23 protein-coding genes are annotated in these 26,004 nt (G+C 41.3%); 20 read left to right on the plus strand and 3 right to left on the minus strand.

The features are described 5' to 3' along the window. The first annotated feature begins 38 nt into the window (after positions 1 to 38). From CLHUN_RS16335 to CLHUN_RS16365, 7 genes are all read left to right on the plus strand, one after another. Positions 39 to 1,436: an L-arabinose isomerase family protein gene (locus CLHUN_RS16335; protein WP_080065706.1), complete on the plus strand. Its 1,398-nt coding sequence runs from the start codon at positions 39 to 41 to the stop codon at positions 1,434 to 1,436. Positions 1,437 to 1,490: 54 nt separating this feature from the next. Then, positions 1,491 to 2,438 (plus strand): sugar-binding transcriptional regulator, encoded by a 948-nt coding sequence (locus tag CLHUN_RS16340; RefSeq protein WP_080065707.1) that lies wholly within the window; start codon positions 1,491 to 1,493, stop codon positions 2,436 to 2,438. A 14-nt stretch (positions 2,439 to 2,452) separates the two neighbouring features. After that, positions 2,453 to 2,839 (plus strand): VOC family protein, encoded by a 387-nt coding sequence (locus CLHUN_RS16345; RefSeq protein WP_080065708.1) that lies wholly within the window; start codon positions 2,453 to 2,455, stop codon positions 2,837 to 2,839. A gap of 114 nt (positions 2,840 to 2,953) precedes the next feature. Further along, positions 2,954 to 4,459, plus strand: a complete 1,506-nt coding sequence (arfA, locus tag CLHUN_RS16350; protein WP_080065709.1) for an arabinosylfuranosidase ArfA — start codon at positions 2,954 to 2,956, stop codon at positions 4,457 to 4,459. A gap of 17 nt (positions 4,460 to 4,476) precedes the next feature. Next, a complete protein-coding gene (locus CLHUN_RS16355; protein ID WP_080065710.1) occupies positions 4,477 to 4,983 on the plus strand; it encodes a flavin reductase in 507 nt (168 codons plus the stop codon). 423 nt (positions 4,984 to 5,406) lie between these two features. Then, entirely contained in the window at positions 5,407 to 5,883 is a 477-nt protein-coding gene (locus CLHUN_RS16360) for a GNAT family N-acetyltransferase (protein ID WP_080065711.1), read from the plus strand. Between the two features lie 19 nt (positions 5,884 to 5,902). Continuing rightward, the gene (locus CLHUN_RS16365) at positions 5,903 to 6,325 is read left to right on the plus strand and encodes an HAD family hydrolase (RefSeq protein ID WP_080065712.1); all 423 of its coding nucleotides are present in this window, start codon (positions 5,903 to 5,905) and stop codon (positions 6,323 to 6,325) included. Positions 6,326 to 6,465: 140 nt separating this feature from the next. Here CLHUN_RS16365 and CLHUN_RS16370 read toward each other — a convergent pair whose 3' ends face one another. Next, on the minus strand, positions 6,466 to 7,419 hold the full coding sequence (locus tag CLHUN_RS16370; protein ID WP_080065713.1) for a protease inhibitor I42 family protein: 954 nt from the start codon (positions 7,417 to 7,419) through the stop codon (positions 6,466 to 6,468). A gap of 248 nt (positions 7,420 to 7,667) precedes the next feature. Between CLHUN_RS16370 and CLHUN_RS16375 the strand changes: the two genes are divergently transcribed. Together CLHUN_RS16375 and CLHUN_RS16380 are read left to right on the plus strand one after the other, a co-directional pair. After that, a complete protein-coding gene (locus tag CLHUN_RS16375; RefSeq protein WP_080065714.1) occupies positions 7,668 to 8,426 on the plus strand; it encodes a lysozyme family protein in 759 nt (252 codons plus the stop codon). A gap of 41 nt (positions 8,427 to 8,467) precedes the next feature. Further along, on the plus strand, positions 8,468 to 8,980 hold the full coding sequence (locus tag CLHUN_RS16380) for a metalloprotease family protein (RefSeq protein ID WP_080065715.1): 513 nt from the start codon (positions 8,468 to 8,470) through the stop codon (positions 8,978 to 8,980). Between the two features lie 100 nt (positions 8,981 to 9,080). Here CLHUN_RS16380 and CLHUN_RS16385 read toward each other — a convergent pair whose 3' ends face one another. Together CLHUN_RS16385 and CLHUN_RS16390 are read right to left on the minus strand one after the other, a co-directional pair. Then, positions 9,081 to 10,772 carry a C40 family peptidase gene (locus CLHUN_RS16385; RefSeq protein WP_080065716.1) on the minus strand — a complete coding sequence of 564 codons (1,692 nt, stop codon included), beginning with the start codon at positions 10,770 to 10,772 and terminating at the stop codon, positions 9,081 to 9,083. 310 nt (positions 10,773 to 11,082) lie between these two features. Further along, a complete protein-coding gene (locus CLHUN_RS16390; protein WP_242656543.1) occupies positions 11,083 to 11,721 on the minus strand; it encodes a Pr6Pr family membrane protein in 639 nt (212 codons plus the stop codon). Positions 11,722 to 12,118: 397 nt separating this feature from the next. On the opposite strand from CLHUN_RS16390, the gene CLHUN_RS16395 reads away from it, so the two are divergent. The 11 genes from CLHUN_RS16395 to CLHUN_RS16445 all read left to right on the plus strand — a co-directional run bounded on the left by CLHUN_RS16395 (position 12,119) and on the right by CLHUN_RS16445 (position 26,004). Beyond that, positions 12,119 to 13,246 carry an ROK family transcriptional regulator gene (locus tag CLHUN_RS16395; RefSeq protein WP_080065718.1) on the plus strand — a complete coding sequence of 376 codons (1,128 nt, stop codon included), beginning with the start codon at positions 12,119 to 12,121 and terminating at the stop codon, positions 13,244 to 13,246. Positions 13,247 to 13,668: 422 nt separating this feature from the next. After that, a complete protein-coding gene (locus CLHUN_RS16400; protein WP_080065719.1) occupies positions 13,669 to 15,180 on the plus strand; it encodes a sugar ABC transporter ATP-binding protein in 1,512 nt (503 codons plus the stop codon). 2 nt (positions 15,181 to 15,182) lie between these two features. Further along, positions 15,183 to 16,184 carry an ABC transporter permease gene (locus CLHUN_RS16405; protein ID WP_080065720.1) on the plus strand — a complete coding sequence of 334 codons (1,002 nt, stop codon included), beginning with the start codon at positions 15,183 to 15,185 and terminating at the stop codon, positions 16,182 to 16,184. Positions 16,185 to 16,286: 102 nt separating this feature from the next. Next, on the plus strand, positions 16,287 to 17,294 hold the full coding sequence (locus CLHUN_RS16410) for a sugar ABC transporter substrate-binding protein (RefSeq protein WP_080065721.1): 1,008 nt from the start codon (positions 16,287 to 16,289) through the stop codon (positions 17,292 to 17,294). 322 nt (positions 17,295 to 17,616) lie between these two features. After that, positions 17,617 to 18,654 (plus strand): NAD(P)-dependent alcohol dehydrogenase, encoded by a 1,038-nt coding sequence (locus CLHUN_RS16415; protein WP_080065722.1) that lies wholly within the window; start codon positions 17,617 to 17,619, stop codon positions 18,652 to 18,654. Positions 18,655 to 19,155: 501 nt separating this feature from the next. Then, on the plus strand, positions 19,156 to 20,118 hold the full coding sequence (locus CLHUN_RS16420; RefSeq protein ID WP_080065723.1) for an AAA family ATPase: 963 nt from the start codon (positions 19,156 to 19,158) through the stop codon (positions 20,116 to 20,118). A gap of 15 nt (positions 20,119 to 20,133) precedes the next feature. After that, positions 20,134 to 21,345, plus strand: coding sequence for a DUF58 domain-containing protein (locus CLHUN_RS16425; protein ID WP_080065724.1), 1,212 nt, complete (start codon positions 20,134 to 20,136; stop codon positions 21,343 to 21,345). Between the two features lie 103 nt (positions 21,346 to 21,448). Next, positions 21,449 to 22,753 carry a hypothetical protein gene (locus CLHUN_RS16430; RefSeq protein ID WP_080065725.1) on the plus strand — a complete coding sequence of 435 codons (1,305 nt, stop codon included), beginning with the start codon at positions 21,449 to 21,451 and terminating at the stop codon, positions 22,751 to 22,753. A 96-nt stretch (positions 22,754 to 22,849) separates the two neighbouring features. Next, positions 22,850 to 24,058, plus strand: coding sequence for a FecCD family ABC transporter permease (locus tag CLHUN_RS16435; RefSeq protein ID WP_080065726.1), 1,209 nt, complete (start codon positions 22,850 to 22,852; stop codon positions 24,056 to 24,058). Between the two features lie 63 nt (positions 24,059 to 24,121). After that, entirely contained in the window at positions 24,122 to 25,228 is a 1,107-nt protein-coding gene (locus CLHUN_RS16440) for a FecCD family ABC transporter permease (RefSeq protein ID WP_165755778.1), read from the plus strand. Beyond that, a complete protein-coding gene (locus CLHUN_RS16445) occupies positions 25,225 to 26,004 on the plus strand; it encodes an ABC transporter ATP-binding protein (RefSeq protein ID WP_080065728.1) in 780 nt (259 codons plus the stop codon). Before CLHUN_RS16440 ends, CLHUN_RS16445 begins: the two co-directional genes overlap by 4 nt.

Consider the following 26,004-nt stretch of genomic DNA (forward strand, 5'->3'; position numbering starts at 1 on the left):
ATTTAACCAATAACTTTATTTTACAGGAGGTAGTGAAAATGATTACAAAACAAAAACCAAAAATCGGATTTCTTGGTTTGATGCAGGGCTTGTATGATGAATCACAGCCCGAATTGCCAAAAATGCAGGAAGCATGGGCAAGACAAGTTGCAGAGCAGCTAAGGGACGTGGCAGACCTTGATTTCCCCGGACCTGCAAAAGAGAGAGCAGATATTGAAAGATACGTAAAGTATTTCAATGAAAAGGAATACGACGGGATAATGATTGTAAACCTGTTGTACAGCCCCGGTAACCGTTTGATACAGGCAATGAAAAAAAACAGCCTCCCGATTTTACTTGCAAATATTCAGCCGCTTCCTGATGTGACGTCAAATTGGGATTGGGTACTGTGCACAACAAATCAGGGAATACATGGAATACAGGACACCAGCAACGTACTTATGAGATGCGGTATTAAACCGGCCATAATAACGGATGACTGGAAAGCTGACTCATTTAAATCCTATGTTGAGGACTGGGCATTGGCGGCTAACGCATATAACAGGCTTAAAAAGACAAAGCTGGCGATTTTTGGCCGTATGCACAATATGGGGGATATCCTGGGAGATGATGCCGCACTGTGCAGAAAATTCGGGGTAGAGGCAAACCATGTGACCATCGGCCCGGTTTATTACAATATGGAGGCACTTACAAAGGAAGAAATAGATGCCCAGCTTGAAGAGGACAGAAGGAACTTTAAAATCGACCCTGACCTTAACGAGGAAAATCACCGCTATGCAGCACGTATGCAGCTCGGCTTTGAAAAATTTCTTAAGGATAACGGCTACGATGGATTTTCACAGTTTTTCAATATCTACAAGGAAGATGGCAGATTCAGGCAGATTCCTATTCTCGGTGGTTCCAGCCTTCTTGCAAAAGGATATGGATATTCGGCTGAGGGGGATACAAATGTACTTCTCATGACAGTGATTGGTCACATGATGATTGGCGACCCTCATTTTACTGAAATGTATTCGCTTGACTTTGGCAAAGATGCTGCAATGCTGAGTCATATGGGAGAGGGCAACTGGAAGGTTGCAAGAAAGGACAGGGGAGTGACGCTGATTGACCGCCCGCTGGATATAGGTGGTCTTGATAATCCGCCGACACCGAAATTCAATGTGGAACCTGGAACAGCCACACTTGTATCGCTTGTTGCAGTTGAGGGAGAGAGATACCAGCTCATTGTTTCAAAAGGTACTGTTCTTGATACTGAAGAACTGCCTGAAGTTCCAATGAATCATGCATTCTTCAAGCCTGATTCAGGAATTAAAAAGGCAATGGATGAATGGCTTGCAAATGGTGGCACACATCACGAAGTGCTGTTTTTAGGTGACTATAGGAGACGCTTTGAACTCCTGTGCAAGATTCTTGACATAAAATGTATTGAAGTATAATATTTGATTTAGGGTAAATTATGGTAAAAAAAATAACATTGAAGGTATAATGACGTGAGTGATAAATATAAATTAATGGTTGACGTTTCCAAAATGTATTATTGTTTCGGTATGAATCAAAAGGATATAGCGGTTGAATTGGGTATATCCCGGGGCTATGTATGCCAGTTGATGGAGCAGGCACGAAAATCCGGTATAATTGAGTTTAAAATTAATGACCTTACCAAAGAAGAGAAGGAAATTGAGGCTCATATGAGGTCAAAATTCAATTTGCGTAAGGCCATAATCGTTCCTTCGCTATCTAATGCCGACCCAAATCAGTTGAACCAGGAAGTTGTTGAAAAAACCTGCATATATCTGGATTCTATAATTGAAAGTGAAATGATTATCGCGTTCTCCTGGGGATGGACTGTATTCCAGATTTCTTCCAGCATGGTAAAAAATAAGGATGTTAAAAATGTGGTTTCTATTCCGTTGTCCGGAGGTATGACCAACCTGCAGAAAAAAATCTATGTTTCAGAGATATCAACCAACATAGCAGAAGCGTATAATGGCACACCATTATTCATTCCACTGCCGGCTGTTTTGCAGAATGCCCAGATAAAAGAAGCCGTATACAGTGATACTAATGTAAATAGTGTCTTAAACAAAAGCAAGGAAGCAGATATTGCACTATTTACAGTTGGTGGCTTCGGAGAACAGAACGTATTGTACCGCGGCGGGTACATTGATGAAAAAATAATGAAGTCACTCACAAAAAAGAATGCTGTTGGCGACATATGTGCCCACTTTATTAATGAATACGGAGAAATTTGCGATAAGGAATTGGATGAGCGGACTGTAACAATTAACCTTAATGATTTCAGAAAGATTAAAAACAAGGTTTGTGTTGCTTCCGGTGCCCCAAAAGTCAAAGCATTGCTGGGAGCACTCAGAAAGGAATACATTGATGTCCTTATCACAGATGAAAATACCGTTAATGAAATACTGAAAATAATTTAAAAGGGGTTATTTTTATGAAATTAGCTGGAATAGACCATATTACAATTAATTGCTCTGATATTAACGGTTCTTTCAGGTTTTATGAGGAGGTATTAAACCTGAAGCGCTTAGGTGATGTAGACATGGGTGACCATATTTTACATTATTATCAGTTGTCCGATATAAAGCTTGAATTAATAGAATATAAGGAAGCCCAGAAAATATATAAAACCGGGAATACTGATACAGGTCTGTATCGTCACTTTGCAGTATATACTGACGATATTGAAGAAATCAGATCAAGATGTAAAGAAAAAGGTTATGCGATAAATCTCAATCCAACCTACCTTCCGCAGATTGACAAAACTGTTATGCTCATTGTTGATCCCAATGGCGTGGAAATCGAAATCATACAATTATAATCAAATCAAATATAATCCAATCAAAAGGAATTAGCATTAATATATTATATTCAATCGAGTTTACCGGCTGCTCAATAAACAATCCGGTACGACTCGGTGGAAATGGAGCTAAATATGGACAAAGCGAAGCTGGTACTAGATAAGGATTATGAAATTTCAAAGATAGATGAAAAAGTGTTCGGTTCATTTGTAGAACCTCTGGGAAGATGTGTATATGGCGGTATTTACGAACCAGGTCATCCAACAGCAGATGAAAAAGGCTTCAGGAGAGACGTACTGGAATTAACCAGACCTTTAAATGTTACATTAAACCGTTTCCCCGGAGGAAATTTCGTTTCAACCTACCGTTGGGAGGATGGTATCGGACCAAAGGAAAAGAGACCAAGACGAGCGGAGGTTGCCTGGCAGTGTATTGAAACCAATGAATTTGGACTCAATGAGTTTGCCGACTGGTCCAAATTAAACGGTTCAGATGTGATGATGACAGTGAACCTGGCTACCAGAGGTGTTTTAGAGGCAATGGACTGTGTTGAGTACTGCAACTTCAACGAAGGTACCTACTGGTCCGATCTGCGTATTTCACATGGTTACAAGAATCCTCATGGATATCGTTACTGGTGTCTGACAAATGAAATTGACGGGGTCTGGCAGGTCGGACAGAAAACTGGCACTGACTACGGAAGAATAGCAAGAGAGGCTTCAAAAGGAATGAAATTGCTTGATGATGGTATAAAAACTGTATTAGCAGGTTCTTCCTCGCCATCACAGGCGACTTTTCCCGGTTTTGACGCGGCAGCTCTTGAGGAATCTTACGATTTTATAGATTACCTTTCCATACATCAGTATATAGGAAATTCAAAAAATGATACGCCCAATTATCTTGCAAAGCCTATAACGACAGATGCGTATCTTAAGACTGCAGCATCTACAATTGACTATATAAAGGCTAAGACCAGGAGCAGCAAAAAAGTAAAAATATCCTTCGATGAGTTTAACACTTGGCATTCAATAGCTGAGGAAGACAGGTTCAGTAAAAAGTGGCGTATAGCTCCTCCTCTTCTGGAAGACATCTACACAACTGAGGATGCCTTAGCCCTCGGAGGCATGCTGCTTGCGGTACTAAAGAATGCCGATCGTGTGGAGATAGCCTGTGTATCTGAATTAGTAAACTGCATATCCCATATTCGTACCAGAAACGGCGGCGGTGCATGGGTTCTTCCTCCATATTACACATTCCTGCTCTTCTCCAAGTACGGAAGAGGAACTTCATTGGTTACAGCAATAAAATCACCGAAATATGACTCGACTGATTTTACTGATGTGCCTTATCTTGATGCAGCAGCTACAATAGCTGATAATGGCGATTTGACAATCTTCGCTATCAACAGGAGCCTTGAGGAAACTCTGCCACTGGAGACTGAATTGAGAGGATTTTCAGAATATAAGGTTGCCGAGCACATTGTTCTTACAAGCGGAAACCCAAAGGACACTAATACTGAAGAAAATCCAAATTTTGTAACTCCTAAGAGTATTGGAGATGCCAGGATAGATGGAAATAAGGTTATGGCGAATCTGCCAAAGCTGTCCTGGAACGTTATTCGTCTTCAAAAAATCAAGTAATAGAGGGGAAGAAGTTTATGGACGTATACAAAGAATTGCCAAGGACGTCCTTTTCAGATAATATGCTGACCGGTATAGGTGACGACTGGATGCTGGTAACAGCAGGAAATGAAAAAGACGGCTGCAACACATTGACAGCTTGTTGGGGCGGCATAGGCAATCTCTGGCACAGAGACGCCGCATTCATATTTATTCGGCCAACCCGTTATACTTATGAGTTTATAGAGAAAAATGAAATGTTCTCACTTACATTCTTTCCCAAGGGCTATAAAAAGGCATTGTCTTTGTTAGGCTCAAAATCGGGTCGTGATGGTGACAAAATAACAGAGGCTGATCTGAAAGTTCAGTACTTGGATAATGTACCTACTTTTGAACAGGGGAATCTGTGTATCATATGTAGAAAGATGTATTACCTGGATTTTGTACCTGAGCGAATACCGGAGGAGGTAATGAAGCGATTCTATCCTGATGGGGATTTCCACCGTTTCTATGCCGGTGAAATTTTAAAGATTTACAAAAAATAAGAGCTATTAAGACCGGATATCTTACTGTAACTGGGATATCCGGTCTTTTGTGCGAATATAGGAATTTATATGTTTTGGAACAGGGATGAGGTGTTCATAATACTAAGCTTGAGTGTATACACCAGAAAGTTCCATTCCATATAAATTCCTAAATTCGGGGATTGAAAAGGGGGATTCCCCTTTCCGGTCTAGAGGGGGTGCTCAGAAACACGTAGTGTTTCGTCGAAGGGGGGGAGTAGTCCCCCATAGCGAACAAGATAATTTGCGTAGCAAATTTCTTGCCGGCATGGGCGCAATCTGATGCTGGAATATGACATTTCTTGCAAATTCCATATCACGGGGATACAATATAGTAAAAATGCTGCTGATATAGAGTTGAAAAATGAAATATCTTAGATATAAGAACAAAAGTGGGTGGATATTGTGGAGCAGGCAGAAGGAGGAATGGTTCTGGAAGTAAAGCTAAGAGACGTTTGTACTGATGATATACACATGATTGAAAGATGGTATGTTGAAATAGACGGCAGGAATTACTTGTCAAGGTTCAGACCTAAAGATTCTTATTTTTATGGTTGGTATATTATCGAAGCAGATGGTATTGGTGTCGGCACAGTTTGGCTTGAAAAAGAACATCTCCAGGATAATACTGCCGCACTTGGAATAATGATAGGAAACAAAGACATATTTGGCAAAGGGGTTGGAGAGAGGGCAATCAGGTCAGCGATTGGTAAGTGCAGGCAAATTCTTGGTTTCAATTCTGTAATATTAAATGTCAGAGAGTCGAATTCAAGGGCAAAAAAGTGCTATGAAAAATGTGGATTTAAGCTTGAGGGCATATATGATAAATTTAATGAAAAAGGTGAAGGTTTTAAAGTTTTAAGGATGATACTTGAATTATAAAAATATAAGAGGATGTAATATGAAAAGAGGAATCACACAATGGCATATGTATGACGATACAATACCCTGCCTGGAAATAGCAAAAAGCAGAGGATATGTTAATGTTATTGTCTCAAACCACGTTCCTGAATTAGCACAATTAGTAAAAGCTTTGGGCTTGGGCGGATACTTCCGGCAAGTATATTCATCTGCAGATTTGGGCTTTGAAAAACCTAATATACAGATATACCGAAAAGTATTGAGCATGTTCAGCGATATAAACGAAGTGACAATGATCGGAGACAGCTACCCTGCAGATATTCTGGGCGCAAAAAATGCGGGAATAAATGCTGTCCTGGTGAGAGCGGAAAACACATACAACTATCAATATTACTGCAAGAATTTAAATGGTGTTTTTAATATATTAGTTATAGCGGCTAAAAAGAATAATGTGGGATATTAATATCCTCCCCCAACCCGCAAAAGAGCCTGCCCCCACGGGATAAGCTCCGGCAGCCGGTACGAAAACCCACTGCCGGGTATCCTGCAGATAAGGGCAGGCTCAACTTGGATGTTTTATTAACCTCTGATACAGTATAAGTCTTACTGTTCTTCTTCCACATTTATCTCACAGAGAACAGTGGCCTCAATAGGCCTGCGGGTAAACAGCAGGGTATATTTTCCGGGTTTCAGGGCATTAAAGGTCCAGGTTGTCTGGGAAAATGCGTCATACACATTGGGCTTGGCCTTATAAACACTCTCTTCTGACATGAGGAGAAATACTTTTTCTTCGGAGGGGGTGTACGACCAGATGTACCCTGCAAAACCGCCTTCCACCAAGGATATTTTAAAGGGCTCATGTGCCTTTACATTTATTTTGCATCCGTCCACTGTACTCACAAAAATATCAACCTTTACTGTCTGCAGTGGAGGAGCAGCAGTATCCCACGAGCGCCTGTTTTCAAAGGTAAGGGTGTATTTCCCGGGCAGCAGGGCCTCAAAGGTCCAAATCTTCTGAGCGGGTGCTCCGACCACATCTGGGGCATAGCTGGTAAAGCTCTCTACGGATTTCAGGTTCACTGCGGCTATATCAGATACAGTATAAGTCCATTGATAACCTGTAGAGCCACTTTCTTTCAAAGATATTTTAAAGGTCTTGTTCAGATCTGCATCCAGCATGCTTTCATTCTGAGTACTTATAAAAGTATCTATAACCGGAAATCTCGTAATCTTCCAAAGAAGCATTTGCTTCAACAATGCCAGGTCTAAGGCATCCACACTTCCATCTCCGTTCAGTTCTGCAGCTTTTAAATCCAGTGTGCCGACACTTGTGGGGGTGCCTGCCAAGTATGCCTGCAGCATCATGCAATCGAAAATATTGATATCATGGTCACTGTTGAGGTCGCCGAAATAGGTGTAGGAGTATGCAACTCCATCCTCTATATATTCTTTGGCATTTGCAGAATTTATTGGAATAATCAAAGTGAAAATCAGTAAAACGGCCAGAGAAAATGCCGCTGCCCTCCGCTTGCTGATGCTGAAAAAAAGTGTCTTCATTAAATTTCCTCCCTATTTGAGTTTGCATATAAGTTTTAAGAGCTATTAAATCTGATAACTAAGCCCCTTGTCCATATGACGCCTGACAATCACAGTTTAGCAATAATTATTATAAATGTCAAATAATACCATATGTTATAAGGAGTATGGCAGAATGTGCACATCTTTTACATACATCTTTCAATAAGATCAAAAAGTTGATATAATATTCATGCTGTACCATAATATTCCGTTTGGAGGAAGATAAATTGGAGCAGAAAAAAAGAATTATAGCATTTTTAATTACCCTTTGTTTTACAATAGGCTGTTTTTCGTCTATCCATGCTTACGCACTTGATAAAGAGCCTGATACGGACATAACAGATAGTTCTGACATTTCAGACGGCCCGGAGAATCCGGAGAAGGACGAAGAGGATTCCCTTCAGATTATCACCGGCTCAGCCATTGACATTAAAACCACCGGTGCAGCCATTGATGCCACAACCGGCGGAGCCATAAAGAAAACAACGCCCTCCGGCATTGAGACCAAAGATAAAAAGGCCCGGGAAGACGAGGAGGAGCTATGGTACAGAAAGCAGAATCCCATGAAAAAGGAGCATCAAAAGCTGCTGTGGGAGTATTGCCGGAAAAGAAATGTAAATTATGTAGATATGCTTGCACTGATTTACACCGAAAGCAATTTTATTGAAAAAAGCTCCACCGGTAAATATTTCGGATATTTTCAAATCAGCAAGGGAAATTGCACCAATCTGGCAGCTACGTTGAAAACACCCAATAAACCCCTTGACGGTGCCATAAATATAAACTGGGGAACGGCAATGTACAGTTGGATACTTGCAGATGAACGTGTAAAGGGCCTGGAAGGCAAGAAAAAACGTGATGTGGCCCTGTCAATATATCAGAGAGGCACCGGCGGATACGACAAATACGGTATAAGCACAAGCTTCCTCAAGGTATATTATAAAAAATGGGAGAAGGTTTCGGACTGGTTTGAAGCGGAGAAATGAGGCACCGGCAAGAACTTTCTTTATTAGCAGGGGGGAAGTGCATGACAAAAGAGATAGATGTGACAAAATACAGGATGACAGCAGTCCTTCAAATACTTGCGGTTCTGGGACTGGCCGTGCTGCTGGTTCTGGCGCTACTTCTCGAAAAGGAGAAGCTGTATCTTTTCATCTATGTGGCAGTTGCTCTGGCAGCGGTGTTTTTAAACAGGTATTTGCACGAAGCCGCACATTATGCAGTTGGCCGCCTTCAAGGCTTCAAATGTGAAATGAAGTTCGGCATGAAGATTTCGGAATGCAGAGTTTTCGGGACTCAGACCTACAAACAGGTTGTAGCCCTGTCTCTGGCGCCGCTGTGCGTCTATATCCCTGTCACCGTTCTTGTGCTGCTGTCAGGAGCTTCAATCGGGTTGAAACTTGTTTATTCAGGCATATTAAGCCTTTTTATAGGAGGCATGGCCGGGGATTTTATATACGTATTTGAAGCCTTGAAAAATAAAGGCGGTAAGTTTACCGACAAGGGGCATGTTCTTGCAATTGAACAGGAGAGGGACTAAGAAGCGGAGCCTGTAAATGCAGCTCGGAGAATAAAAGAGCCAGATACTACGGCAAATAGTATTTGGCTCTTCTTGTCTCCTGATATATTTAAGGATTCTACTAGAATATCCTGTATGCACCTTCAAAATGATTTATCCAGTAGGAGGAATTTATTGAAGTAATTCTTACCTTACCCTGGCTGGAGGAAGCATCTATCATCTGTCCGTTGCCCAGGGCAATTCCAACATGTCCTCTGTATGAAATAATATCTCCCTTCCTGATGTCCTTCATACTTGAAATCCTCTGATACCTGGAGGTATTCTGCCAGGAGTAGGAGGTCATATAGCTTTGCTTTATACCTGCCTGGTTCAGCACCCAGTACACAAAACCCGAGCAGTCGAAGGTATTTGGACCCTTGGCACCGTAAACATATCTGGAACCAAGCTTGGATTTGGCTATGGATATTATCCTGTTAACAATGGAACCTGAAGAAATGCCGCTGTCACTGTCCCCGGAACTGCCTCCGCCGGAATTGCCGCTTCCTGAACCACTGCTTCCCGAGCCGCTTTCCGAACCTCCGCCCAAGGCACTTCCGTTCCAGCTTTTCGCGCTGTCGGAAAGGAGCTTCCTGATGGTCTGGGAGCCTACTTTTCCGTCAGCGGTAAGACCGTTGCGCTTCTGGAAGTTGATAACCGCATCATGGGTGTCGGAACCAAAATAGCCTGTTACGCTCTTAAGATATTTCAGCTTTTTGAGATAGGTCTGGATATTCTCTACATCGTCTCCTCTGTCACCGGTTTTCAGGCAGTATTCCTGTGCATTTCCGGACATGAGCAGATCCCTGGTGGCAGGTCCCATATAACCGTCTGCTATCAGACCGTTTATATCCTGAAAATGCTTGACTGCCATAACCGTGTCGGTGCCATATTTACTGTCGGGCTTTGAAGTGAGATAGCCAAGCTCATACAGCCTCTGCTGGAATTTTAATATTTCATCGTTTTCATCTCCAATATAGAAGGAAAGAGGTATTGCATCGGCGGAGTACAGCTTTTCGCGGGTATTCTTTCCCACGTTGCCATCTTCCGAAAGCCCGTTTCTTTTTTGAAATTCCTTGACTGCGTCCTCGGTGTCGGTGCCGAAATAACCGGTTACCTTATTCAGGTAGCCCAATTCATAGAGCCGGTTTTGAAGCTGCTCCACATCTGTGCCTTCAGCTCCCAGATAAACCGTATATTCCTTGGCGGCATCAGACATTAACAAATCATAGGTTCTGGCATCCACCTGGCCGGTAATGTCCAGTTCGTGCTTGCGCTGAAACAGCTTGACTGCTGCCTCGATTGCCTCGCTGTATTCCTGGGTGGGCTCGTCGGATTCCAGATAATCAAGTTCCACCAGCCTTTGCTGTATCAGGGTGACAATAGTATTTTTAATTCCCAGGCTTATTATGTCACCCTTTGAGGGATCAAGCAGTGCTTTTTCACCACGGGAAACCTTTCCTGACACCGAATCCGACAATGCGGTGGTATTTTGGGAGAGACCATCTGCAGTGACTTTGGCGGCTTGGTCTGCTGCAAGCACGGAGGAATCGCCCGAAGTATATGTAGAATTCCCGGCAGCAGCCTGTGACGGCGGTTCAGCCGTAAGCTTGTCTGCCATATGAAGTGAGGAAGCGGTGACTGCTGCCAGGGATATTACAACCACTCCTGAGGCAGATATCAAAAAATATTTGAACTTTTTAGGATATTTCTTTTTATACGCTTTTATCTTTTGTGAAATATTGCTGTATAAACTCTTGAGGTTATTTTTCTTCATATTTTCTCCGATAAATTATGTATTTTATTTTTGAAGAGGAATTTTTTACGCAAAAAAAACCACTTCCCATAATAAAAAATCTCATAACAGGAATTGGAAAAGACTTGAAAACTGCTACAGGATAAAACAGGTGATGCAAAGAAAAGAGAAAGTTTTAATACATATGACAATAAGAAAAATCTTTATGTAAGCATCAAAAATTAATATGACAATTCCTGGTAAACATAACTTTTTTAAAATGTTATATATATAATAACACAGGTTTAAGACATTTGTATTACGTTAAATTTACATGAAATACGTTTATTCCTCATTTTGGTTGCATAGCGCCAAATTTCGGCCTTCTCCTCCTAAATCCCACCTTATCTATCAGATATATAAAATATCCCAGCAGCAGGAAGAAGAAAATCAGTATGCATGCATTCTTCAGCACTTCAATCCATCCCAGCAGGTCCACGTCAATAAAGAAATAGGGGTAGGGGCTCTTGACAATTTCGATTATCCCCCCTATTCTGGCACGAATAAGCACGAACAGAAAATAATTCAACGGGAGCAGCAGCCAAAACATGGGGTCGAACCAACGAAAACTCAGTTTTTTGTCAAATAACAGCCAGTCCGCCACAGTTGCAATTGGAACGAAATAATGAACCAGTACGTTTTGCCAGTTCAAAAGAATGTATGTATGGCCGGAGTCACTGACAAACCTGGGTACCAGAACGAAGTGATAGACTAAAAAGGTAACGGCCACCGCCAGGGTCACCGCACCCTTGAAATGCGGAAGAAACACAGTCACACCCTTGATGCCCCTGGTCCTGATGTCCAGTAAGGTCTTCAGCAGCAGGCAGGAAAAGAAGAGAAAGCATAATACGTTGCTTTGGATAGTATAGAAAATCAGCATGTAGGGAGCGGGCTTTCCGCTGGGAAGCCCGGAATTAAGGTATAAACCCATTCCACAGCCCGCCAGGAACACAATTCTAAAAATTAATGCATACAAGCGATTATGAATACACATGGCATTTTCCTCCGCAGCAGCTAATTTTAAAAGGTTTTATTTAGTTTTACAATATAATTATACCATTATTGTACTTATTTTAATACAATTTGAAATATGTATACAATATTTTTATAAATTACTTTTAAAAACTATGTTCATATATGATATAATTAAGTTAAATATATAACAATTGCTGTAATTATTGAAAATTCTATAGTCTTAGACAGGCATCGTAAAAATTATTATAAAAATTTCAGTCTTCTTTTGTATATTCTTTGGATTGCGTTAAAAAATAAAATATATTATTATAAAAGTACATTAATAAAAGACATTTATAAAACTGGGTGATTATATGACTACAGGCAGAGTAAATAGTATTGAGGTAAAAAAAATAAACAGGAATGCCATATACAACTTTTTGTATATGAGAGATCCCATATCTATTCAGGAGATAGCGTACTCTTTAAGCATGAGTCTGCCAACCGTCACGCAAAATATCAAGGAACTGTATGAGCGTGGACTGGTTATTGAAACCGGACTGTTTGAATCTACCGGCGGGCGAAAGGCAAAGGCCATTTCCTACAACAGCACTGCAAAATATGCTGTGGGTCTTGATATTACAAGAAACCATGTGGGCATCGTAATAATTGACCTCAGTGCAAAAGTTATCAAGAATTCCAGGACACTGTTTCCCTTTGTCAATTCAAAGGATTACTTCAAGGGTGTAGGTGATTTTGTCTGCGGGTTTATAGCTGAATGCGGCCTTGAGCCTGAAAACATTCTGGGGGTGGGTATTGCTTTGCCTGCCATATTATCCGATGACGGGCGGTCTGTGAGCTATGCGCAGGTCATTGATTTTGAGGGGGGCGGCATTGAAGTATTTGAGGAATTTATCCCCTATCGATGCACCTTCAGCAATGATGCCAATGCGGCGGGCTTTGCCGAAATGTGGGGAGACAAAACCGAGGAAAGTGTGGCGTACCTGTCATTGAATAATTCGGTGGGAGGTTCCATCATCATAGGCAAGAACATATATAACGGGCAGAACCAAAGAGGCGGCGAGTTTGGACACATGACCATAGTTCCAAACGGAAGAACCTGCTACTGCGGTCAGAAAGGCTGCGTGGACGCCTATTGTTCTGCAAAAATACTTTCTGACAGCACCAATGGGAATATTGCAGAGTTTTTCCGGCTTTTGAGGTTGGGACAGGAGCATCAGAAAAATATATGGGAGGAATATGTTTCACATCTTGTGGTGGCAATCAACAACCTGAGAATGCTTTTTGACTGCAAGGTGATTCTCGGAGGCTACGCCGGGGCCTACATGGACGAGTATCTGAGGGAGCTCAGGCAAAGAGTGTCAAAGTACAATACCTTTGAGTCCGACGGAACCTACCTCCATGTATGCAAATACAAGCTTGAAACCACAGCGGTAGGTGCGGCCCTGCTTCATGTGGAGGAGTTTATCAAGAACATTTGAACATATAAAATATGACTGCTGTACAAAAATAAATAATTTTATTAAAAAACAAGTATGTTTTTACTCAAAAATGAAGAGTATATAACCAAAATCATTGATTTACGGTTATATACTTTTTTTGTTACCAAAATTGGAGCAGTGCTTGAAGTACCTGGGGCTGAGGAGAAACACACTATTTTTCGATAAAAAATGCTAAAAACTTATAAAATATGACTAAAAACTCATGCTTTTTTTAAAATTTTATATTGACTTTGTACAAAAACACGATATAATCTTATTAAAAGTAATTTATAAAAGTCTTATATAAATATATTAATTCAATGTGTTTTCAAAAGCAAATATTTGAAAGTGTATATCTGTATAAGAACTGAATCTCGAATTAGATAAAATCTATTCAGGGGAATTTTTACGGGGAGAAGGATATGAATCAGAACATTAAACTAAGAGTTTCACAAATTGAAAAATCCTTTCCAGGGGTAAAGGCACTTGATAAAATTGATTTTACTGTCAAGAAAGGCTCTGTCCATGTTTTATGCGGTGAGAACGGAGCTGGAAAATCAACATTAATGAAAATAATTAATGGAGTTTATCAACCTGATGGAGGTCAGATATTCATTGATGAAAAACCGGTAAAGATCAACAATCCCATACAGGCTAGAAATCTTGGAATTTCAATGATATTTCAGGAAATGAACTATGTACCTGAAATGACTGTGGAGGAAAATATTTTCCTTGGCAATCTGCCCGTTGGGAAGCTTGGAAATGTTGACTGGAAAGAGGTAAGGCGCCGTACGACGGATCTGTTGAAGAAAGAGCACCTGCCGTATTCTCCCACTACACTTCTGAAGGATCTCACTGTTTCCGACATTCAGATGCTGGAGATAATTAAAGCCGTATCTTATAATTCCGACATAATCATCATGGATGAGCCCACATCGGCCATAACCCTGAAGGAAGTTGAAAAGCTGTTTACCAAGATCAGAGAGCTGAAGGCCAGGGGAGTAAGTATTATTTATATTTCTCACAAGCTGGACGAAATATTCCAGATAGCCGATGAAATAACAGTTTTCAGAGACGGTACGGTGGTTGAAAGCCATCCAAAGGAAGAGCTTGACATTGAAACGGTCATTGCTTTAATGGTTGGACGTAAGCTTACCAACACTTATCCCAAGGAAGAAATCAAAATAGGTGATGACCTGCTGAAGGTGGAAAAGCTTAATAATTCAAATGTATACCACGATGTCAGCTTCCACCTGAAAAAGGGTGAAATTATAGGGTTTGCCGGTCTTATGGGGGCAGGCAGGACGGAAGTAATGCGTTCACTCTTCGGCTTGGACCCCATAACCTCCGGTAAAGTCACCCTGAAGGGAAAAGAAGTAAAAATAAAAAGTGTAAGGCAAAGTATTGAAAACGGATTGGTAATGCTTTCGGAAGATAGAAGAAGGTATGGAATAATTCCTGTGAGATCTGTAAAAGAAAATACAACCTTATCCTTCCTGCAAAAGGTGTTCTACAAGCTCAGGCTTCATAACAAGGTGGAAAAGAATATTGTTTCCGATATGTTTTCAAAAATGAGAGTCAAGACACCCAGCCTGGAAACCACCATCCAGTCACTTAGCGGAGGCAACCAGCAGAAAGTTGTGCTGGCCAAATGGATGGTAAGAAATCCGGACATACTAATACTTGACGAACCCACAAGAGGTATTGATGTAGGTGCTAAATTTGAAATCTACAAGCTCATGACCAATTTAGCCCAGGAGGGCAAGGCCGTCATAATGGTTTCTTCGGAATTGCCCGAATTAATCGGAATGTGTGACAGGATTTATGTGATGTGCAAGGGTACGATTACAGGTGAGATTTCAAGGAAGGATTTCTCCCAGGAACTGATAATGAAATACGCAACCGGAACTTTAATATCTAACGAGGTGAATTGAAAATGGATCTGAAAAATGTATGGGGTACAGCCAAAAAGAAATACAGCATTTTTATGGTGCTGTTCGTACTATTCTTTATTTGCTCATTGATAAATGAGAACTTTCTCACAGCAAACAACCTGACAAATATATCCAGACAGCTTGCTGTTACTACAATTCTTGCATTTGGTCAGACGATGCTCATAATATCGGGAATGCTGGACCTTTCACAGGGTTCCGTGCTTGCTCTCTCGGGCGTATTTGCAGTATCTGCCTACAAGTCCACAAACTCTCTTATAATTGCGGTGCTGGTAGGTATAATCACAGGTGTTGTCTGTAATATAGTCAACGCAATCATGGTAAGTACCTTTAAGGCTCCTCCCTTTATTGCGACGCTGGCAATGCTGACCATGGCCCGCGGTGTGGCGCTGCTGTTTACAAAAGGTCAGAATTTACTGCAGTTGGGTGACTTCGTAGTATTCGGACAGGGCTCGGCAGGTGTTGTTCCGATACCTATCATATTCCTGATTGTAGTTTCCATATTTACCTGGTATATCCTCAAGCATACGCGTTTCGGAAGATCCCTGTATGCAGTGGGGGGGAATGAAGAGGCTTCCATTGCCTCAGGTATCAATGTCCACAAGGTTAAGTATACCGCTTTCATAATCAATGGTATCTTTGTGGGTCTGGCAGGCGTACTCTTCATGTCCCGTGTAAATGCCGGTCTTCCAAATGGTGCGGTAGGCTATGAATTTACAGCTCTTACAGCGGCTATTATCGGCGGAACCAGTTTCTCAGGCGGTGTGGGTACTGCTGCAGGAACCCTGGCAGGTGCTTTCATAGTGGGATTTTTGGATAACATAATGAACCTGGCAAATGTGGATTCCTACATGCAGCAGATAGTAAGAGGTGCGATCATTGCTCTTGCCGTTATTTATGACATTCGTTCCAAGAACAAAAGAACCAAGAGTGCCATGGGAAGAATCGAAGACAAGGAAAAGCCTAAAGCGGTTAAGGCAAAATAGCTGTAACAGAAAATATTGCAGCGGGCGGTACAGTTCATCAATTCAGTATTAAACAGCATAGCTGTTTAAATAAAAAAAATATATCAAAAAGGATGGTCAACAATGAAGAAGAGACTTATAAGCGTACTCTCAATGTTACTGGCAATTGTTTTATTAGCTGCTTGCGGCAAGTCAGCTACACCAAACGCTTCAAACTCAACAGCCGGTGCGGGAACAGGCAATGGCCAGGCAAAGACTTACAAAGTGGCTTACATTGCACGTGCACAATCGGATTCCTTTGCTGCATGGCTTGCAAATGCTGTTAAAGAAGAGGCTAAGAAGTATCCAAACATAACTCTTGACGTATTTGACGGTGAAGCAAACGATGAAAAAGAGAACTCCATGATTGAGAATGCAATTACCAACAAATACAATTTGGTTATAGTACAGCCAAACAATGGTGAAGCTCAGAGACCATATGTTGAAAAGGTTGTTAAGGCCGGAATATTTGCCATTACAACCAATGCTCGTATTTCAGGTATTGAAGGGGCATCTTCAGTAGACGCAAATCCTTACGAACAGGCTGGAGTTAACGCTCGTGCGGCTATTGAACAAATTCCTCAGAATGCAAAGGTTGTTGTTTTGAAGGGACCTTCAGGAAACTTCCATGCTGACGAAAGACGTGCAAGCTGGCAGAAGGAATTCTTTGACAAACGTCCGGACGTTAAAATCGTAGGCGAGCAGATTGCCAACTGGAACAAGGACGAAGCTATGAAGTATATGGAAGACTGGGTTCAGGCAAATGACAAGATTGACGCAGTTATATCAATGAACGACAATATGGCTGCCGGTGCAATCGAAGTTGTCAAGGACAATGCAAAGTTCAAGGACATGCTTGTATACGGTGTTGACGGAACGGCAGAAGCCCTGCTCCTCATTCAGGAAGGCAAAATGACTTCAACCTGTATGCAGAGTGCTTATGATCTTGCAACAAAATTGCTGGATACAAGCAACAAGCTCTTGACAGGTGCTGAGAAGCAGATTGACACAGATATCGGAAATCCATTGGTTAACAAGGAAAATGTTCAGCAGTATATCGATGTATTGAAAAAAGCCGGAGCAATAAAATAAGTTATCTTTAAAAGTTGATGTGCACATGGAGATGTGTGAAGCTTGCTTCACCATCTCCGGTGCTTATTTAAGAGCAGGTCTTCAGCTTGTCTGTAAAATTTGTGTAATAACTTACTAAAATATTTTTATAAAACTGTATAATAAATCTATTTACTAGAAGTCATAAATTATTTAAAATTAAAATATGAAAACAATTACATTTATATAAATTGATGTTTTACAAAGAAAAAACTGAAATAGCCATTCTTTAAATAAATAGCAAATAAATGAGCAACGCTGTAAATGACAGCAATTTATAAGACTAATCTGGGAGGGTTTAATAATGAAGAACAGAGCAGCATATATGACAGGACTCAACAAAATGGAAATAAGGGATATTGAAATGCCTGTGCTCAGAGACAGGGATGTGCTTGTTAAGCTTGAATATGTAGGAATATGCGGTTCGGATGTGCATTATCTGGAGCATGGTAAAATAGGTGATTTTATTGTGGACGGGGACTTTATACTGGGACATGAATGTGCAGGAACTATTGCGGAGGTAGGCAGCGGCGTACAAAACCTCAAGGTGGGAGACAAGGTGGCTTTAGAGCCCGGTATAACCTGCGGGCAGTGTGAATTCTGCAAAAGCGGAAGATACAACCTTTGTCCCGATGTTGAGTTTTTGGCAACACCCCCATATCACGGGTCACTGATGAACTATATTGCTTTTCCTGAAAACATGTGCTTCAAGCTTCCTGAAAATATAACCACCAAGGAAGGTGCACTTGTAGAACCGCTGGCAGTTGGAATGCATGCTGCAATACAGGGGAATGTAAAGCTGGGTGACTCGGTGGTAATACTGGGGGCAGGCACCATCGGACTGGTAACTCTTTTGGCCTGTAAGGCGTATGGAGCTACCGAAATCACAGTGGTTGACGTTCTTCCGAAGCGCCTTGAATACGCCCGTAAATTAGGTGCCACAGCTACAGTCAATGCACTTGAAGCTGATGTCTTTGCGGAAATAGATAAAATCACCGGCAAAAAAGGTATGGATATAGTTATTGAAACAGCAGGTTCCGCCAGGACAATATCCCAAACCCCTTATCTGGTAAAGAACGGCGGAACAATTGTACTTGTCGGCCTGGCACCACAGGACATTATCGAGTTTAATTTTGCCAAGATCATGGCGAAGGAAGCTCAGATAAAGTCGGTTTTCAGATACAGAAATATATACCCTACCGCCATAAAGGCAATTGCGAAGGGGATAATTGACATTTCAGGCATTGTAACTCATGAATTTGATTTTGAAGATTCCGCGAAGGCCTTTGATCATGTGATAAATAACAAACAGGATGTTGTAAAAGCAGTAATTAAGATCTAGTATAACATTTGCTGAATCTCCTTTAAATATATCCTTATTGCCGTTGACCGAAGGGTCAACGGCGCTTTTTTTGTCAGCCGTCATTTGATGCATTGCAACCCTGCAAAACGGAACAAAACAAAAAAATATTTATAATTGTACGGATAGTATTTCGGGGATTTATATGAAAATAAACAGTATTAAATGATTTAGTACAAAATATCCAAAAAATAAATAGCGTAAAAATGATTTATAGTTAATATTATGCAATGAAGCGATTGGAACTTGCATAAAACAATCTGAAAACCTGTTTTACATGGTGCGATTTCATTTAAAAATGAATGTTTTTAATAGTAAAGCTGCAAAATATGCAAGAATTTCCTTGACGCATATAAATGACGATGCTATAATAAAACAAAACAAAACGGAACAATTTATAACGATTACGACGAACAATAGACGAAGGTGTCAGTATTTTCTTTGAAAAATACTGGCACCTTTATCATTTGAAAGGAGTCTTATATGGATACATTTACTGCCTCTCAAAAAGTTTTGAATGATGTGATTCTGAATATTGAAAAGGTTATAATCGGGAAACGAGCTGCTGTGGAGCTGATAGTACTGGCCCTGATAAGCGGTGGGCATGTATTGATAGAGGATATTCCCGGAGTTGGAAAAACAACACTGGTTTCGGCTTTGGCCAGGTCGGTATCCTGCGGTTTTAAAAGAATACAGTTTACACCTGATATTATGCCCTCGGATGTAACCGGTTTTTCTGTATATAATCAAAAAACAGGTGAATTTGAGTTCCGGCCGGGAGCGGCAATGAGCAATTTTTTACTGGCCGATGAAATAAACCGTGCTTCTGCCAAAACCCAGTCAAGTCTTCTTGAAATAATGGAAGAAAAGCAGGTGACGGTTGACTCGGTGACTTATAAACTTGATGAACCTTTCATGGTTCTGGCAACCCAAAATCCCATCGAATATTTAGGGACTTATCCATTGCCGGAGGCTCAGATAGACAGGTTTTTAATTAAGATTTCCCTGGGCTACCCCAGCGTTGAAGAAGAAATAAGGGTTGTGGTGCAGGGAAAGAACCAAAAGGATTCTCTTGAACCGGTGGCATCTGCCGGGGAAATTCTAATGGCAAGAGGGGAAGCCTCGAAAGTGTATGTAAGTGAATTAGTGGTCAAATACATAATCAATGTCACGGCTGCCACGCGAACCCATGCAGATGTGACGCTGGGCAGCAGTCCAAGAGGTTCAATTGCATTATACGGGTTGTGCCAGGCTTTTGCTCTTTATCAGGGAAGAGACTATGTGATACCTGATGATGTGAAATTTATGGCGCCTTATGCATTGCCCCACAGGTTGATTTTGAAAAGTGAAGCAAAGGTAAACAAAAAAACTCAACTGCAGGTTATAGAGGAAATTTTGCGTAAAATACCTGTTCCGGTGTTGAAAAGACTAAGTTCGATAAAATAAAGGGAGGTGTTTTCAGTGGGGAGAATAGCCGTATATTGCATCATATTGGCATTTGCCGCGGTACCTCTGTTCTATAATAATACCGTTACAGGCTATTTGGCTCCGTTGATGCTGATTTGCCTGGGCATTGCCAATTATATCTATATCCTTTTGCTCAGACGCAGCTTTGAATGTGTGGAACAGGCAGAGGCGGCAAATTGTAAAAAAGGCGGTAAGCTGAAATTTTCTCTGGTACTTTCAAATAAAGGCTTTTTGGTATACCCTCACATCCGGGCATGTTTTATTAAAAGCAATGTGTTTGAGCAAGCTGAGCGAATCTATCACGATTTTACTCTTAACCCCTTTGAAAATAAACAGTTTTCCTTTGAAGTGGATTTTGAACATCTGGGAAAATACAGTGTAGGTCTTGAATATGCGGAAATATCCGACTTTCTGGGGTTGTTCCGGATTAAATACCATAATAAGGAAAGAAGTTCCGTTGAGGTACAACCCCAGTTGATGGATGCAGGCAGATTTGAGCTTAAAAATATAAATGCTTCTCAAAATATTTTATCCTCTGTTAAATCGAAGTTTCAGGAAAATGATTATGCAGGAGTCAGAGAATATTCGTATGGAGATTCGCTGAAGAATATTCATTGGAAGCTGTCGGCACATTCCACCGGCCATATGACAAAATTGTTTGAAAATTACGCCACGCCTTCTGCCACCATATATATGGATTTTGATGCACCGGGCTGTACCCCGGCAGATTTGCCGTACATATACGATGGCCTGATAGAAACGGCCTATTCCGTAAGTCATTGTATTCTGGCGGGGGAATCGGATATAGAACTTGTATTTCCAAGGGACGGAAACATCCACCGGCTGAGGCTCAATACCCCGGCGGAGCTCCAACCGCAACTGTCCTGCCTGCCTCTGGTTTCTGCTGATTCAAATTATCCTTTCAGCGCTGTTCTGGATGAGTATACGGGAACAGGAAAAATGACAGCGAATATTATGCTCATTTTGAGTGCAAATATCGATAATGCACTTTTGAACAAACTTGCGGAATTAAAAAATACTAACAGAGATATTTTACTGTTCAATATTGCACCTGCGGCGGCAGCCATGCCGACAAACGGCCGGCGGGCAGGAATAGGGGATTTTATTGAGGCCCATGGGATAGGGTATCATGTAATAAATGATGTGAGTGACGTCAAAGATGCACTAAGGGAGGTCACGACGTGAAAGAATCATTTACTGTGACATTGTGGTTTTCACGTATCAAAAACCTGCTGGCAGGTTTTCATTACGATTTGTGTCGCTGCAAAGCAGCGGGATGGGAGTTTATATGAAAAAAGGCCTAACAGATATGCTGGTACAAGTTATATTAATGACTGCTGCGGCAAAAGGAATCAGTACAAATATATTCGGTGCCTTCTGGGTATCTGAAAAGCAAATGTCTTCCCAGGCGGAACAGGTTATAGCAGCAGCTCTTATCATACTTATCCTCAGCATGTGCTTTTATAGCAGAAAAACTGCAATGGCAGTATTGATTCCGGCTGGTATAGGAATTATAGGCATTGCAGTATATACCCGTTGGACAGGTAATATGGGGCCTGAAATCTTTGACTATTTGTCCAGGCCATACTATTCAATTATTATTGTCTGCTCCGCTGCCGTATTTATTTTGACAAGACTGAGAACGGGAATCATTCTCCTTGGATTGTCAGGCATATTTTCGCTCTTTGTACTGGTCATCCTGCAATATGAAATATCGGTTGTGAATTTTATATTGTTTTTAAGTACGGTGTTACTTTTGTATATGTGGAGAAGGTATGCCGATAAAAACCCATATGAGGCCGACGGACTTCCAAAAAGATCTCACCTGCCCATGCTGGCCGCGCTGGTTGTCATGTGCCTGGCGGTACTTTCCACCTCTTACGGTTTGTACCGGTTGGTTTCAAATTTTATAAAACCTCCCGCAATGGAACTTGCAGTTTTATCAGATCAGAACTTTATTAACTCTATGGGAAAATTGGGTGTTGTTACATATAAAGATGAGAGAGAGACTCAAAAGGAGCAACTTGAAGAAAGCTTTGATAATATGCCGGAACTGCCTGAGAACAAGGCTGATCCGTTGAATGAAATCAAAAATACCCAAAGTGACACAAATAATTTAAGTATTGCCGATAATCTGGTGCAAAAAGCAAAAGCCATAACATATTTCCGCAGCCGGCCTTCATTCTTAATTGGAATAGCATGTGTCATACTGCTTCCGTTTTTTGCAATATTATTGAAAAAGCTGCAGAGGAAATTGTGGTTCATACGGTTGAAACAACTGGAGAATGATGAACAGGTGGTGGCTTTGTACAAATATTTTCTGAGAATCCTGGAATTGTTCGGTTATAAAAGGAAGCATCAGGAAACACCTTTGGAATATGCCGAAAAAATATCAGGTTCCATTAATTCAATACAGTTTGGTCAAGGGGATTTCAGAGAAGTGACCCAAGTGTTTTTAAAGGCAAATTACAGCAGAAGTCAAACCACAGATCAGGAATGCCAGTGCATATACTCTTTTTACCAGGTATTTTTAAAATCCTGTTTGAGGGATGCGGGGCTTATACCATTTTCAATTAAATACCTGTTGCTGTGAGGAATACAGCTTTAAATATACGGAAGCATAACTTTTTGAATGTGAGCAAGGAGTATTCTGGTTTAGAAGAGTTTAATCCGAAAGGGGGTGCGCCATTTGAGCAAAAAATCAGAGGAACATATGGATATTTCATCCAATGAAATAAAGCTGTCTTTTGGGCCCAAAGTTGAAGCAGCTGTTAAATGCAAACCCCGTCAGATAGAAAAAGCTCAGGATGCAGGCCACTTTAAATTAATTGTTCTTCTGCTGGGCTGCTCAATAATTGCAGCGCTGTTCTTTTCGGTATTTGGCTGGGGAAACCCGTTAAAGTCACTCCGTTTAGCCGGTTCACTGCTGTTTGGCATGGAGCTTGAAAACGGGGCCTCCCCCTCGAAAATGATTAATTACCTTCTTTCATATGTACTGCCTATGAATGTGGGCATAGCTGTAACAGGCTCGGTACTGGCATTGGCTGGAGCAGCGTACCAGGGAGTATTTAAAAATCCAATGGCATCCCCTGACATTTTAGGAGCAACTGCAGGAGGCAGTCTTGGCGGAGGCATTTATATCCTGTTGTTCAGTATGGTGGAGGATCCGTTAAAAATCAGTATTGCCAGCGAAACAAGAGATACCTTTATGGCTAATATTGGAAGGCAGCTGTTTATATTCCTGTTTGGATTTTTGTCGGTAGTGGCTATTATGGCTATTGGCGTACTTATTGACAGGGGGTTTAAATCAACCTCCACAATGGTGCTGGCTGGTATGATAGTATCTTCAATGTTTAATTCTATTCTGGGATATATAAGATATATAATCACCATGATGGATCCAAATGATGAGAGACTTCCCATGCTGAACATGTTTCTTATGGGCAATTTTCTCAATGTGGCACAGGTTCCAAATTTTATAAAGCTATTAGTGCCATGCCTGATTTTTTCGGTTCCATTGCTTTTGATGAGATATCAAATAAACGGACTGGTTTTTGGAGATGAAGAAGCGCAGGCTATGGGCATAAATATAAAAGTCTTAAGAACCGGAATTATTTTTTGTGCTACCATTCTCACCACAACAACTATTGCCACAGTGGGACAAATAGGGTGGGTGGGGCTGGTAATACCCCATATGGGAAGATTGCTTGCAGGCCCTGATTTCAAAAGGCTTATGCCTGTATCAATGCTTTTAGGCGCATTGTTTCTGCTTCTGGCTCAGGCTGTCTCCAATCTGGGACACCTGCCGGTGGGTGTTTATACCTCCATACTTGGAATTCCTGTATTTTTTTATTTTTTGATTTCTTCCAGGAAAAAAGGAAAGAAATTATGGAATTAAAAGTTTTGTTTTAAAAAAGTGCATTAAATGTTGAAATAAAAAATGGGGAAGGAGGCCGTCAATATGAAAAACACATCTGCGGGATATATGAGGGACAATTCGGATATACGCAGCAGGGACATTATAAGAATCAAACCGTATTTTTGGACAATTTTGACAGTGCTGCTGCTGGTGGTAATATTATTATCCTCCGCGGTGAACTATAGAGAAATTCATCCGGTAACTTATGTAGTGAAGGATTTTGCATTGCTTGTAAAGACAAAGGCGGCAAACCTTGCTTCCATTCCTGTTATCTGGGAGGTGCAATACTCCGGTTATTTTCAGAAAAGTGTCGATAACTTGAACAGAAGTATATTTGCAGTATTTGTGGGAGCAGCACTTGCCGCAGCAGGGGCGGCCTTCCAGGGCTTATTCAAAAATCCTGTGGTCTCCCCTTCCATATTGGGAGTATCCTCCGGTGCCAGTGTAGGAGTAGCAATAAGCATTATGCTTTTTAATGCATATGTGAAGGATATACGCATGTATGCAGTTGCCTTTGCCTTTGGGTTCGGATGTGTGCTGCTGGTCCTGGCCATCTCTTCGGCCATAGGGAGAGGGAGGTTGAATATTGCTGACCTGCTGCTGGTTGGAACGGTGGTATCCTCATTTTTTAACGGGATTTTTTCAATAATCGTTCAGGTTGTTCCCAGGGAATTGGCGGCACAGATAAGTTCATTCCTTCTTGGAGCCATATACGCCGCTCCTGAAAAAAATGAGTTCAAAGGCTTTATTACAGCGGTGATCATAGGGCTTTTACCGTTAATATTGGTCCGGTACAGGATAAATATTTTATCCTTCGGTGATGAAGAAGCAATGTCACAGGGAATAAATCCCGGCTTGCTCCGTGTGATAATAATTTTATGCGGAACGGTGCTTGTTGTCTCAACGGTACTCTTTTGCGGGATTATAGGCTGGGTGGGGCTGGTTATCCCCCATATAGGCAGGATGCTGGCAGGTCCGGATTTCAAAACCTTGCTTCCGGTATGTGTTCTGGCAGGAGCCATATTCATGCTGATTGCCGAGAATATGTCCATGCTGCTGGGATATTTTCCTCTGGGTATAATTACTTCTATTATTGGTGCTCCATTGTTTTTCTATCTTCTTGCTATGAACAGGAGGGAACAATTTTGATTCTTGATATAAATAAAATTTCCTGCGGTTACGGTTCAAGGGCAGTTCTGAAAAACATATCCTTTTCCATTGCATCGGGTGAAATCTGCTGCCTGCTTGGACCCAACGGAGTTGGGAAAACAACGCTTTTTAAAACTATTCTGGGTTTTTTAAAAACAATAGAAGGCAATATTTCGGTGGACGGAGAGGATATTAAGGCCCTTTCCAGAAAGCAATTGGCCAGAATATTGGGATATGTTCCGCAGGCGCATACCCCACCCTTTCCTTATACGGTAGGTGAGGTGGTCACCATGGGAAGGACAGTTCATCTGGGGATTTTTTCTTCTCCGTCGAACAAGGATGCAAAAATTGCCGAAGGAGCTCTGGAAGTATTGGGAATACAGCACCTAAGGGACAGGATTTACACTGAAATATCGGGCGGGGAACGCCAGTTGGTCCTTATAGCCAGAGCCCTGGCAAAAGAACCGGAATTTCTTATTATGGACGAACCCACAGCAAATCTGGATTTTGGAAATCAGATAAGAGTTGTCGAACAGGTTAATAAACTGGCACGGAGAGGACTGGGAATACTGATGACAACCCATTCTCCCGAGCATGTATTCCAATGTGACAGCAATGTTGCACTGCTGGACAGGGAAGGCGGGTTGGCATTTGGAAAAGCTGAAAAGGTTGTAACAGAGGAAAGTCTTTTAAGGGCTTATGGAATACAGGTAAAAATTGCCGAGGTGCCAACCGAAACAGGAAGCAAAAAGGTGTGTGTTCCGGACAGTGTTTAG

Source organism: Ruminiclostridium hungatei (assembly GCF_002051585.1).
Classification (GTDB): domain Bacteria; phylum Bacillota; class Clostridia; order Acetivibrionales; family DSM-1351; genus Ruminiclostridium; species Ruminiclostridium hungatei.